Source organism: Candidatus Phytoplasma oryzae, assembly GCF_003263355.1.
Classification (GTDB): domain Bacteria; phylum Bacillota_I; class Bacilli_A; order Acholeplasmatales; family Acholeplasmataceae; genus Phytoplasma; species Phytoplasma oryzae_B.
In genome coordinates, this window is the sequence record NZ_JHUK01000007.1 from 1 (window position 1) to 14,127 (window position 14,127).

A 14,127-nucleotide genomic window follows, 5' to 3' on the forward strand; every position below is an offset into this window, starting at 1 on the left:
TTTAATTTTTAATTATTGATTTAAAATATTTTTATGTTATAATTTTAAAAATATTAAGTATTATTATTTATAGTTTAAAAATTAAAATTTAATTTTAACTATTTAGTAATTAAAAGTTTAATTTTTTTTATTTATTAATGATATTTATAATGATATTTATTTTAAATTCATTAGAAAATAATTGAGATTTTGTATGAAATATTTTTTATGAATTGATCTTTTATTAAAAATTAAAATTTATTATTCAGAGGTTAAAGAATAATGCAAAATGAGTATTTAAATTCTAAAAAAAATAATGTTTCTTTAATTAATCATTATTTGTCATTTTTATTAGTAGTTTCTTTTATATCTATATCTTTATTTATTTTTATTCGAGAAAAAAATTTGAGAAAACAAATACAAGATATAGATGTTTCTAAAAATTTTAAAGAATCATTAGAACCTATTATTCAACAAAATCAAGTATTATTAGAGGAAAATAAAAGATTAAAAAGTTTGACTTATCCATTTCCACAAAAAGATGGTAGTGTAGAGTTTCGTAGTTTAGTAACAAATCGAATACTTAGAAAAGAAGATCCTCATGGCAATATCTTTGAATATGATCCTCAAAATTTAAGTGATATTATTGTTAAAAAAATAGATAAAAATGGTAGAATAACCGAATATGACGGTAATACTAACAAAATTTATAAAATTACCGAAAAAAATGGAAATTGTGTATTAGCTAAAAATATTCCTAATACAAATATAAAAAATATAAAAGAATGTAATTTAACTTTTTCAGAATTAGAAGAAATGGGATATAATATTAAAGATTTAAAAGAATATGGTATTATTTTTGAATATTTTCAAAATTATGATGATTTTAAACAAGCTCAATATACTATAAAAGTGTTAAAAGAAAATGGATTTAGCGCTAAAGAGTTAAAATCTCTTGGTTGTTCTCAAAAAGAATTAAAAGATTCTAATTGTTTTACGATAGAAGAATTAAAAGATATTGATTTTGACTAATGTAGTTTATTTCATTAAATTAAAAAAATTAAGTTGGTTTTTTCAGACTTATTTATTCAAAATGTATATTTTATTTTTTATTTTAAGATAAAATAATGTATATAGAGTTAAAGTAAGTTATTTTTTGTTTATATATAAAAAAGATGTTATTATACTTGTGTTCTTGAAGAACAATTTCTAAATAAATCTTTAAAATTTGTTTTTTATTTATAAAAAATAAAATAGGAGGTTTAAGATTTTGTTTAATATAAGTAAAATGATTCATAAAAATTTATTTATTTATATTTCATGGATTTCAATATTTGTTTTTATATTGATATCATTATTTGTTCCTTCTCATGTTTTTGCTTCAGGTTTAGTAGAAAGTGAGGTTTTTAATAATCAAGAAAGCATTACTACTCCTAAGTTAACTAAATTGAAATTAAAATCAAATTTGGACTTGAATGCGCCTTCTTATTATATTTCGAAAAGAGTAAGTTTGTTGAATGCGATAAGAACTGAGGATATTGTAGCTAAAGTTATGGATGATATTCGACAAAAATTGGAAGTTTATTATGATCCAATGCTAGTTAACGATTTCTTTGGAATTCTTTTAAGTTCAGGTTTAGGAATTAAGCCATGGCCATATCGCGATATAGCTAAAATAACAGATCCAGAACAAAGAAGATATAAACAAATGCCAATGTATGATATAGATGATGTTATTGTATTAACAAAACAATGCGCTTTATTAAAATGTAAACTTTTAATGAATATTGCACAACAACTGTTAGATGAACACAGTTTTGTTGAAACTGAATCTTTGTTAGAATCAACGAAACAAAATATTGAATCACATGTAAACATATGTACACTCGAATTATTTTGGAAAACACAACAAGATGATCCAGATTTTCCAAATGAGTAAAATAGATTTTTTTATAAAAGAGTGAATTTTTAATAAATTATTTTATCGGTAAAAACTATCTTTTAGAAGATAGTTTTTTTTTTTAAAAAAATAATGTTTAAAATACAAAAAAATAATTATAATGTTAGTGTAGTGATTTTTAAGATTAAAAGAAAATCATTATTTTAAAAAATTTTGTATATTTTATTTTTCATAAATTTCAAAATGTTTAAAAACATTTAAAATAACATTAAAAAATTAAAAAAATTAAAAAAATTAAAAAAATTAAAAAAATTAAAAAAATTAAAAAAATTAAAAAAATTAAAAAAGAAAAGGTGCAATTTATAAATAATAAAAGAAAAAAAAATTCAATAAATTATTTAAATAATAAAAATAAAAATATTTCTTTTTATGTTTTATTATCTATTATAGTGTTATCAGCATTTGTATCAATATATTTTATTTTTTTTCATGAAAAAATAAAAGAAAAATTTTTTTCTAAATCAGAAGATAAATTAAGTTCCGCTATTATCAATAATTTAAGTCAAGAAAATAATATTTTAGAAGATATGGAACAAGTTATTTCGGAAAAATCAGATGATGAATTAGTGTCTGATGGTGATTATTATAGTTTAAAAAATCTTTTTCAAGAATCTGAAGAATTTCCAGTTCTAAAAGATAATGAAGAAAATCAAAATTTGGTAAATGATTCCAAATCAGAATCAGCTTCGATTAACAAATTAGAAGAAAGTCTTGTAGAAGTTCCAAAATTTAATAAAGAAGATCAAATTTTAGCAAATGATTTAGAATCAGATTCGATTAACAAATTAGAAGAAAGTCTTTCAAATGAAGGAAATATGAATAATTCTATGATTAATCATTTAAAAAAAATTTTTCATTTTGACCAAAAAAATAAATCAGACAATAAAGCAGTTTTTCAAAAAGATATTGATAAAAAAAATAGAAGAATGTTAGGTACAAGTTTATTTAAAAAAAAAATATCAAAAAAAAAAATTAAAACAAAAAAATAAAAGAGGTTTTTCTATAAACAGAAATAAAAAATAAGTATAAATATAATCAAAAATAAAAAATAATTAATAAAAACAAAAAGATCTTTTAATATAAATTTAAGATCTTTTTATTTTTATTAGATAATTTAAAAAGTTTGAGCATTATTAAAACATTTTTTTAAATATTTTATAAAATTAAATATAAAATTATTTTTTATTTTTAATTAAAATATTTATAATTTTAATAAAATCATTAATTTTAATATTTTTGTTAGTTTCTTTAGAACCATATTTCCTAAATGTTATAGTTTGATTATTAACTTCTTGATCACCAATAACTATTTGAAAAGGTATTTTAGATTTTTGCGCAACTCTTATTTTATAATTTAGAGTTTCATTTTTATTATTTAATTCAGTTCTTATATTTTTGTTTAACAATATTTTTTTTATTTTCAATGCGTATGATAAATGATATTGATTATTAATAGGTATCAAAACTGCTTGAATTGGAGCTAACCATAAAGGAAAAACAGCTTTATTTTGTTCTATTAAAAAAGCTACAAATCTTTCCATAGTAGAAATAATAGCTCTATGGATAACAATTAAATCATGTAATTGATTATCTTCTCCTATAAAACTTAAATTAAATCTTTTTGGCAATAAAAAATCTAGTTGTATAGTTGATAAAGTTTCTTCATTTCCTAATGCTGTTAAGACTTGAATATCTAATTTAGGTCCATAAAAAGCTGCTTCTCCCACTTTTTCTTGAAAAGATATATTTTGTTTTTTTAATATTTCTTTCAAAATAGATTCTGCTTTATCCCACATTAAATCATCATTGAAATATTTATGTTTATTATTAACATCTCTAGTACTTAAATTAAAAAAATATTGTTTAATATTAAAATCTTTGTAAACTTCTAAAATTAAAGAAATAATATTAATAAATTCTTCTTTGATTTGAGTTTCAGTTAAAAAAATATGAGCATCATTTAAAGTCATTTCTCTTGTTCTTTGTAAACCAGATACAGCTCCAGAATGTTCATAACGATGCATCATGCCTAATTCAGCAATTTTAATAGGTAAATCTTTATAGCTGTGTAACTTTTTTTTAAAAATCATCATATGATGGGGACAATTCATAGGACGTAAAATTAATTCTTCTTTATTTTTAAGATGCATAACAGGAAACATATTTTCGTGATATAACTCTAAATGTCCTGATATTTTATATAATTCAGTATTAGCTAAAATAGGAGTATAAACATGTTGATAATCATTTTCTATTTCTTTATCAACAATATATCTTTCTATAATTCTTCTTATAGTTGCTCCTTTTTCTAACCAAAAAGGTAGACCTAAACCAACTTGAGAAGAAAACATGAAAAAATTATGTTTTTTATTAATATTTTTATGATCTCTCTCTTTTCTTTCATCTAAATCATTTAAATATTTTAATAAATCTGAATAATTAAAAAAAGAAATACCATAAATTCTAGTTAATACTTTATTTTTTAAATCACCTTTAAAATAAGAACCAGATATTTTTAAAATTTTAAAATATTTTATTAAATTAGTGTTTATTAAATGAGGACCTTGACATAAATCTGAAAATTCTCCTTGTATATAAATACTTACAAAAGATTCATAAATTTTTTCTAATGTTTCTTTTTTATACGGATTATTAATAAATAACTTAAAAGCTTCTTTTAAATTAATTTCTTTTCTAGTAATATTTAAATTTTCCTTGATAATTTGATTCATTTTTTCTTCTATCATTGTAAAATCTTTTACAGAAGCATTATTATTTTGAAAATCAATATCACAAAAAAAACCTTCTGAAGAAACATAATCTTGGACTAATAAAGATTTAGGAAAAATTCTTTTAATAGCTTGTGCCATTAAATGAGCTGTACTATGGTTAAGAATTTCCCAACCTTTTTGATCTTTTTCAGTTATAATTTTTAAAAATCCATCTTTTGTTAAAATTTTATTTATATCTATTAATTGATTATCTAAAAATGCAGCAACAGGTTTTGTTAAAAAAGTTAAATTTTCTTTTTTAATTATTTCTAAAGTTGTAATATTAGATGAAAATTTTTTTTCTATTATTTGGTTATTATTTTTTATTCGAATATTAATCATTTTTTTGTAATATAAAATATTTTTCTCCTTAATTTTTTAAAAAAAATTATTATAAAATTAAATAAATAATAAAAAAAAATAATTTTTTTAAAGCTATTTTCCTAAACAAAATTTCTTAAACAGTTCATTAATTAAAATATCATTATTCGGTTGATAACCTCTAATTTCGTTCAAAGCATTAAAAGCTATTTTTAAATTAATAGTATGAATATCTATAGGTATATTTCTTTTAATATCTTTTTTAATATTTTTTAAAGAATCTAAAGCTACCCTAATTTGTTGAATATGTCTTGCGTTTGAAAAATAATTAAAATCTTCACTTTTAATAGAATTTAAATTAAAAAAATCTATAATTGTTTTTTTTAAAATATTTAGACCTTTTTTATGAATATTAGAAATAAAAACTATTTTTTCTTGAAATTGAGATGAATCTAGTTTAGGAAATAAATCTGTTTTATTTATAACTAAAATTCTTGGATATTTTTTAGTTAATTTTAACAAAAATTCATCTTCTTCAGATAAATGTTGACTATAATCAAGTAATAGTAAAACTAATTCAGCTTCTTCCAAAATATTATATGTTTTAGAAACGCCTATTTTTTCTAAAGGATCTTGGGTTTTCCTAATACCTGCTGTATCTATTAATAATAATGAGATACCATTAATGTTTATATATTCATGAACAAAATCTCTTGTGGTACCGGCAATATTAGATACAATTGCTCTTTCTTTATTTAAAAGAGTATTAAAAAGACTTGATTTACCCACATTGGGTTTGCCGATAATTATAGTTTTAATACCTTTTTTTAATAAACGCATTTTATATGAAGAATCTAAAATTTTTTCTATTTTTTTAATTAATTTTGTTAATGAGGGGAAAATAATTTCATTAGTCATAGTTTGAATATCTTCGTATTCAGGATAATCAATATTTACTTCAATTTTTCCTATTAAAGTTAAAATTTCTTGATTCAAAGATTTTATTAATTTTGAAGTTTCTTTATGAAGACCTAAATTAGATAATTTAATGGCGTTTTTATTTTGAGCATTAATTAAATCCATAATAGATTCGGCTTGTATTAAGTCTATTTTCCCATTCAAAAAAGCTCTTTTACTGAATTCACCTGGTTGAGCTATTCTGATATCTAAACTTAAAATTCTTTCTAATAAAAGCTGAGTTAATAAAATACCACCATGGCAATTAATTTCTACAATATTTTCTCCGGTAAAAGAGGTAGGTTTTTTAAAAACAGAAACTAAAACTTCGTCTAAAATTTGTTTATTTTCATCTAAAATAAAACCATGATGAATAGTATGCGAAGGTACTTTTAAAAGATTTATTTTTTTAGAATTTTTAAAAATTTTATTAATTTTTTTTATAGATTGAGAACCGCTAATTCTGATAATACTAATACTTCCTGTTCCTAAAGGAGTAGCAATAGCTGCAATAGTATCTTCTAACATAATTTTTACCTTTAAATTTTTCTATCTTGTATTATTATACACTTATTTATGATTCGTAGATATCTTTTTTTGTTGTTGAAATGTTTTAAAAGATTCTTTTAGTAAATTAATAATTTTTTCTACTTCTTCTATTGTTTTTACAATAACACCGCAAGCTCTAAAATGACCTCCGCCACCGAATTGATTTACGATATGATCAATTCTTGGACCACTAGTACGAATACTTAATTTCCAATGATTATTTATTTCTACAATAAACATCCATATAGGATAATTTTCGGTATTACTTAAAATATTAGTGCCAGAAACAACATCTTCAATTTTGAGATTAAACTTATTTCTTATTTCTTCAGAAATTTTTATATATATAAGACCTTCTTCAGCAATAAAATTATTTAATACATAACCTTGAAATTTTAAAACTTGAACATTTTTAGAATTTATTTTTTGATCTATTTCAAAAACATTTAAGTTATAATTTAGTAAATTTGAAGCTACTTTTAAGGTTTGACTATCTACTCTTTCAAAACGAAAATTTCCTGTATCCGAAACTATACCCACATAAATAGCTAAAGCCCCTTTTGGATTTAATTTAAAATTATTTTTTTCTTTTAAAAAATAAATCATTTGAGAACAAGAAGAAAAAGAACTATCTACCCATTGATAATCACCAATATTTTCGATTAATAAATGATGATCAATTCTAATAATTTTTTTGCCCAAATTATATCTATTATCACTAATAACATTGCTTTGACCACAATCAACTATAAATACTAAAGCATTTTGATAAACTTGATCATCAATTTGATCCATTTTTCCTAAAAAAGATAATTTTTTGTTTATTTCTCCTACGATAAAAACTTTTTTTTTAGGGAAAGTAGTTAATATAATTTCTTTTAGTCCTATTTGTGATCCATAACAATCACCATCAGGATTTTTATGTCCATGAATAATAATAGTATCATAGGATTCAATTTGTTGTTTGATAAAATTCATTTTTATTTTCCTTTACTAAAACTTAAATTATTTATTAATAAATAGTTATTCTTTGAATAGCTTCTTGAAATAATAAATCAACTTCTTTTTTTAAATTATATTGTTTAGTATTATTCTCTAAAGCAAGTATATTGATAAATAATTCTGTCAAAATATTTCTAAAAAAAGCAGATCCTTCATAAAAAGATGGAGCAAAAAAAGTTTGATCTTTATTTTGAATATCATCTTTAAATTCTAAAATAAAATTAATAAATTTATAATAAAATATTTTTTTTTTTTTATTCAATTTTTCTTCATCAGATAAATTATTATTAAATTTTTCTAATTCTTGTTTGATTTGTTTCTCATGTTGTTGATTTTGTAATTTTATTTTTTCAAAATCTTCTTTAACATCTTTTCTCGAAAAAATAACTCCTGTTCCTTCTTGAATAATTTTAGTATATGTTTCTTTAGATGTTAAGTGTTTTAAAAATAACCAAGAAGCTAACATTTCATCTTGATCGGAAGAATAAAACAAATTGATATTAGATCCTTGTAATAAATAATTTCTTTCACAAAATACATTTTTATTGTTATCTGATATACAAGATGTTGGAAAAGAAGTTATTTCGGGATAAAAATTATTATTAATTAAACTAGAACTTCTTCTTGTACTCGAGATAAAAAAACAACTTTTTTGTTCTTTGAAAAAATCTTGTAAATTTCCTTCACCACTTAATTTAGTAGTAGTTAATAAATTTTTATCAATAAATTCTTCTTTAAAATACATCATTCTTTCTTTAATTATGTTTTGTCTTAAAAAGTCTTCTGCTTCTTTTTTGTTTGAAGGTAAACTATTTTTATTTTGTTCACTATCAATAATGAAAAAATTAGATTCACTTTCTATAATAATAGGAATAAAACTTTGATCTTGGGTTTTTTTTTGTTTTATAGCAAGAGCAATTTTTTGTAATTCTTCCCAAAATAAAGGTTTTTGAATAATACCTTCTTTATTTATTTTGTCATCAATAATTTTTTTTAATTCTATATCTTTAATTTCTTTTTCCTGAATTTCTTTTAAAATATTGCTATTATAAAACATAACTTCTGTTGTTTTTAAAAAAGGAAAGAAAAAAAAATCTTTATGATTTGTATTTTCATCTAATGAAACAGAAGATAAAAAACTTGGAAAAAACTTGTCTTGAGAATTATTTTTAAAGTCTTCATCATTTGCCATAAATAAACTTAAAGGAACTATTTTTCTAGATTTAGCATAAGATTGTACATGATCAGGATAAGATAAGCTTAGGTGTGGTTGTTGATTAACCGGTAAAGAATTAGAAATACTTTTATAAATTTGTCCCCAATTTCCTTTTGAAAAATGTAAAATTTCAATATGGAATTTTTCTTTAAATTTTTTAATTATTTTATCCATTAATATTTGTTCTTGTGGATACAAATTATGCCAAAAAACAATTTTAACTTTTTTATTTTTAAAATATTGTTTTTGTAAATCATCATTATAAAAATTTTTTTTCATTGTTTTTTCTAATTCTAAATAATCATTTACAATTTTTTGTTGATTTGTTTTGGGTTTAATTTTATTATCTATTAAAATTAAAAATAAAATAATAAAAAAAATAATAATAACCAAAAAAATATCTTTAAAATTAACCTTTAATACCACTATGGCTTTCTCCAGAAATAATATATTTTTTAAAGAAAATAAAAATAAAAAATAAAGGTAAATTAATCAAAACAGAAGCTGCCATTTGAATATTTACTGAATCTATTTCTGTTTCTAAATCAAATTTTTTTCTTAACATATTGGTTAATAATTCAGCTCCTACCAATTCTGGCCAAGCATAAGCGTTCCAAGCAGCTACTATTCTGAAAATAATGGTGATAATAATAGTTGCTTTAGTAATAGGTACTAATATTTTCCAAAGATAATACCAATTATTAGCACCATCTACTTTGGATGTATAATATATTTCTTTAGGAACTCTTTCAAAAGTTTTAATTAATAATAAGGTATGAACTGTATTATTCAAATAAGGAAAAATCATAGCTAGATCTATACCAAAAGGAATTTTTGATTTTTGACCTGTATTAACCCATCCTAATTTAGTGACTGTTCTAAAATTTGTTAAAACTAAAGTTTCACTTGCTATCATCAAACTTAATATTAATAAAATTAGTATAACATTTTTCATACGAAATTTTAAATGGCTTAAAGTGAAAGCTGTTAAAATACAACAAAAAGTACCTAATAAAGTTGAAAAAAAAACCATTCTGAAAGTATTACAAAAAAATTTGAAAAAAGCAAATTGTCCTGAAAAAACTTTTTTATAATTACTAAAAAAATAACCATATTTTGGTAAAAACAAAGGATTGTTATTTATAATATCTTTCATAGATTTTATAGATAAAATAAACATTAAATAAAATGGTATAGAAAAAAAAATAACAAAAGAAGATAAAAAAATAAATTTAATAAAATCACAAAAACGGATTTTTTTTATAAAAAAAAATTTTTTTAAAAATTTTTTTTTGTAATTATTAATTTTGTTCATTTTTTACGTTTTAAAAATTCACCTTTTTTAGAAATATAAAAACTTATGGTTGTGAAAAAAATAGAAATAAAAAATAAAATCATAGCTGCTGCTGCTCCTTTAGAATAAGAGTTATAAGAAGAATTGGATAATTGTTCATAAATATAACCAACAATAGTTTGAATTCTAAAATTAGCTCTTTTACCGAATAATCCAATAATAGATTCATATTCTTTAAAAACTGCTAGCATTTCTATAATGAACTGATAAAAAATAATAGGTATTAATAAAGGAAGTGTTATTTGTGTAAAAATACGCCATTTTGAAGCTCCATCTATTCTAGCTGCGTTATAATAAGATTTATTTATATCTTGCAAAGCTAAAACAAAGACAAATATTTTAAATGATAGTCTTGTCCAAATATTATAAAAAATAAGAACAAACATTTTATGACTATAAGGAGCAGATAAACTAATCCAATTTTGATATTTAATACCAAAAAAAGATAAAAAAATATTAAATAAACCTTCTGGTTTTTGAGGAACAAATCCGAAATTATGATAAAAAAACATACCAAAAACCATTCCCATAACTATAGTATTAGATAATAAAGGCAAAAAGAAACAAGTTTTAAAAAAATTTTTTAAAAAATAATTTTTAATACTTTGCAAAATTAAAGCAATCATTAAAGCTATAAATAAAGATATAGGAACAGAAAATAAAACCAATATTAAAGTATTTTTGAAAGCAATACGAAAATCATAATCTTGAAAAATTAATTTATAGTTATTAAAATTTATTATATTACCAAAAGTATCACTAAACTTATCATAATCCGGATTAAAAGAAATAATTAAACTCTTGATAAGAGGGAAAAAAGTAAAAATTATTAAACTCAATAAAGTGAGAGATAAATATAACCAATGTATTTTATTTTTTTTACCTGCTATTTCAAACATTTAATAAATCCTATTACCGTTTTTTTTATCAAAAATAAAACATCTTTCTTTATTAACATTAAAATAAAACTTTTTTTTATTAACATTATTTAAATCTAATTCTTTTTGTTTGTAAGTAGGAATAATAATTTGAAAATTTTTATGAACAGAATTAGAATTTTTACCAATTAAAATAAGTTCTCTGCCGATATTTTCTAGAGCTACTCCTTCTACTTCTAAAACACCTTTTTCTTCTAAAATATACCCCTCAGGCCTAATTGCAACATATACTTTTTGTTTAAAGTTAATGATATTTTTATGCAAAAAAAGAGTTTTTTCTCCTATTTGAATTTTATTTTTATCTAAAAAACCATTAAAAACAGAAATATGTGGAATTCCTAAAAAAGATGCTACAAATAAATTAGAAGGATTATTATAAATTTCTTTAGGTACATTTTTTTGTTGAATTACACCTTTATTCATTACATAAATTTGATCACTAATAGACATTGCTTCTTCTTGATCGTGTGTAACAAAAATAGCGGTTATTTTAATTTTTTTTTGAATTCTTCTAATTTCTTCTCTCATTCTTAAACGTAATCTAGTATCTAAATTAGATAAAGGTTCGTCTAATAATAAAACTTTAGGATTCTTAATTAAAGCTCTTGCTATAGCTACTCTTTGTTGTTGACCACCAGAAAGTTCATTGGGCTTTTTTTCTAAATATTCTTCAATAGAAGATAAAATAGCAATTCTTTTTAGCTCTTTTTCTATTTGATCTTTCGATACTTTTAAATTTTGAAGTGGGAAAATAACATTTTGTTTAACTGTCATATGAGGATATAAAGAATAATTTTGAAAAACTAATCCAATTCCTCTTTTTTCAGGAGGAAGATTAGTAACATCTTTATTTTCGAAAAAAATTTTACCTTCACTTACTTGTGTAAGTCCGGCAATCATATAAAGAATTGTAGATTTTCCGCATCCAGAAGGTCCTAATAGACTAATCATTTCTCCTGTTTTAACTTTTATATTAATATTTTTAACAGCATAATTTTTTTGTTTATTTTTTTTATTTAAAAAAAATTTTGAAACATTTTTTAGTGTAATTCCCATAAAAATAAAATTTCCTCATTTTTTAATAATTTTAAATTTTGTTATTTTTTTAAAGAAATACTTTTAGAAATTCTAGGAAAAGCGATTACATCTCTTATGTTTTCTAAGCCTGTTAAAAAAAGCAAAAATCTTTCAAAACCTAAGCCAAAACCTGAATGAACACAACTACCGAATCGTCGTAAATCTAAATACCATTCTAACTCATCTTTTGAAATATTAAATATTTTCATTTTTTCTTCTAAAATTTCTATTCTTTCTTCTCTTTGAGAACCACCAATTAATTCACCAATTTTAGGCACTAATAAATCCATAGCAGCTACAGTTTTATTATCATCATTATTTCTCATATAAAAAGCTTTAATTTCTTTAGGCCAATTAATAATAAAAACAGGTTTTTTAAAAAAAACATCTGTTAAGAATTTTTCATGTTCTGTATATAAATCCATACCATAAAAAGGTTTTATTTCGAAATTAATTTGATTTTTTTTCAAAATATCAATTGCATTTTCATAAGTAATTTGTGGAAATTTTTCTAAATCTGATATATATTTTAATCTTTTAATTAAATTAGATTCTATATTTTGATCTAAAAATTCAAAATCTGTTTTATTCTTTTCTAAACAAAATTTAATTACATTTTGAATCATTTTTTGCGCTATTATAATATTATCTTGTAAATTAAAAAAAGCCATTTCTGGTTCAATCATCCAAAATTCTGATATATGGCGTATAGTATGAGAATTCTCAGCTCTAAAAGTAGGGCCGAAAGTATAAACTTTACTAAAAGCCATAGCAAAAGCTTCAGCTTCTAACTGTCCTGTTACAGTTAAAAAAGTTGCTTTACCAAAAAAATCCTCTTTAAAATTAATTTTTTTATTTTCATTTGTAGGTATTTTTTTAAAATCTAATGTTGTTACTTTAAATAATTCACCTGCGCCTTCGCCATCACTTGTTGTGATTATAGGCGTATGGACTTGAATAAAATCTTCATTTTGAAAAAAATTATTTATAGCGCAAGTAACTGTATTTCTAATTCTGAAAATAACACCAAATAATCTTGTTCTTAATCTTAAATGTGCTATTTTGCGTAAAAAAGAATTAGAATGTTTTTTAGGTTGAATGGGATATGATAATAAATTTTTATTAAAAAAAAATATTTGAGAAGATAATAATTCAAAAGGTTGTTCTGTTTTTTTTGTTTTAATTAAAATCCCTTTTACACATATTGCAACACCTATTTGTAAATTTTCTTTAATAATATTTAAATTAATATTATCATTATTTTTTAACACAATTTGTAAATCTTTTACAAAACTACCATCATTGATATTAATAAAAAATATTTTTTTTTGAAAACGACAATTTTTTATCCATCCATTAAGGTAAATTTCTTTGTCTACTAGCAAATTATGATTATCATAAATATTTTTTATTAAATAAGTTTCTTTCATTTTTTTAATAAAATCCTTAATTTCTTTGTTAATATTAATTATTTTAGAAAAAATATATTAGTAAAAATACTATTTTTCACATTAATTTTTAAAATATTTAATTTTTAAAATATTTAATTTTTAAAATATTTAATTTTTAAAATATTTAATTTTGAAAATATTCCTTAAAATATTTAATTTTATTTTAATTATCAAAAATATAAAAAAAAAGAAATTAATTAAATTAAAAAAAATAATTATAAGTATAAAATCTAATTGTCATTTAAATTATATTTTATTTCTTGTATGATTGTCAAGAAAAATAATATTAAAATATAATTTAATCAAAAATTTAGTTTTTTTTATTAATTTTTTCTATTATTAATCGGAAAATTAAATATCCACAATTTTTTATCTTATGTATCCAATAAAAAAAAGAAATATGCTATAATTTATAAGAAGTGTTAAAAAGAATATAATATTGTTTTATTCTAAATTTTTATATTTTTTCAAAATAAGGTATAAAATATAAAAAAACTAAAATTTTTTAAATAGTTTAGCAATAGAATAAATAATTTTTTTAGGAAATAAAAA

General features: G+C 20.6%; 11 protein-coding genes. 3 read left to right on the forward strand and 8 right to left on the reverse strand.

All coding sequences use genetic code 11. The features are described from left to right. Nucleotides 1-261 precede the first annotated feature (261 nt). From DH96_RS01995 to DH96_RS02010, 3 genes are all read left to right on the forward strand, one after another. Nucleotides 262-1,011, forward strand: a complete 750-nt coding sequence (locus tag DH96_RS01995; RefSeq protein ID WP_066540225.1) for a hypothetical protein — start codon at nt 262-264, stop codon at nt 1,009-1,011. Between the two features lie 238 nt (nt 1,012-1,249). Continuing rightward, a complete protein-coding gene (locus DH96_RS02005; protein WP_111961382.1) occupies nt 1,250-1,918 on the forward strand; it encodes a hypothetical protein in 669 nt (222 codons plus the stop codon). Nucleotides 1,919-2,232: 314 nt separating this feature from the next. Continuing rightward, a complete protein-coding gene (locus DH96_RS02010) occupies nt 2,233-2,928 on the forward strand; it encodes a hypothetical protein (protein ID WP_066540217.1) in 696 nt (231 codons plus the stop codon). Nucleotides 2,929-3,114: 186 nt separating this feature from the next. Here DH96_RS02010 and thrS read toward each other — a convergent pair whose 3' ends face one another. The 8 genes from thrS to asnS all read right to left on the reverse strand — a co-directional run bounded on the left by thrS (nt 3,115) and on the right by asnS (nt 13,554). Further along, nucleotides 3,115-5,052 (reverse strand): threonine--tRNA ligase, encoded by a 1,938-nt coding sequence (thrS, locus tag DH96_RS02015; protein WP_066540216.1) that lies wholly within the window; start codon nt 5,050-5,052, stop codon nt 3,115-3,117. A gap of 93 nt (nt 5,053-5,145) precedes the next feature. Then, nucleotides 5,146-6,516 carry a tRNA uridine-5-carboxymethylaminomethyl(34) synthesis GTPase MnmE gene (gene mnmE / locus DH96_RS02020; RefSeq protein ID WP_066540215.1) on the reverse strand — a complete coding sequence of 457 codons (1,371 nt, stop codon included), beginning with the start codon at nt 6,514-6,516 and terminating at the stop codon, nt 5,146-5,148. Between the two features lie 42 nt (nt 6,517-6,558). Beyond that, a complete protein-coding gene (locus DH96_RS02025) occupies nt 6,559-7,515 on the reverse strand; it encodes a DHH family phosphoesterase (protein WP_066540213.1) in 957 nt (318 codons plus the stop codon). A 34-nt stretch (nt 7,516-7,549) separates the two neighbouring features. Then, on the reverse strand, nt 7,550-9,181 hold the full coding sequence (locus DH96_RS02030; protein WP_066540210.1) for an extracellular solute-binding protein: 1,632 nt from the start codon (nt 9,179-9,181) through the stop codon (nt 7,550-7,552). Continuing rightward, nucleotides 9,165-9,911, reverse strand: a complete 747-nt coding sequence (locus tag DH96_RS02035; protein ID WP_235590201.1) for an ABC transporter permease subunit — start codon at nt 9,909-9,911, stop codon at nt 9,165-9,167. Before DH96_RS02035 ends, DH96_RS02030 begins: the two co-directional genes overlap by 17 nt. Before the next feature lie 155 nt (nt 9,912-10,066). Continuing rightward, a complete protein-coding gene (locus DH96_RS02040; RefSeq protein ID WP_066540205.1) occupies nt 10,067-11,008 on the reverse strand; it encodes a carbohydrate ABC transporter permease in 942 nt (313 codons plus the stop codon). Then, on the reverse strand, nt 11,009-12,103 hold the full coding sequence (locus tag DH96_RS02045) for an ABC transporter ATP-binding protein (RefSeq protein ID WP_066540203.1): 1,095 nt from the start codon (nt 12,101-12,103) through the stop codon (nt 11,009-11,011). 41 nt (nt 12,104-12,144) lie between these two features. Continuing rightward, the gene (asnS, locus tag DH96_RS02050) at nt 12,145-13,554 is read right to left on the reverse strand and encodes an asparagine--tRNA ligase (protein WP_066540202.1); all 1,410 of its coding nucleotides are present in this window, start codon (nt 13,552-13,554) and stop codon (nt 12,145-12,147) included. Between the last annotated feature and the right edge of the window lie 573 nt (nt 13,555-14,127).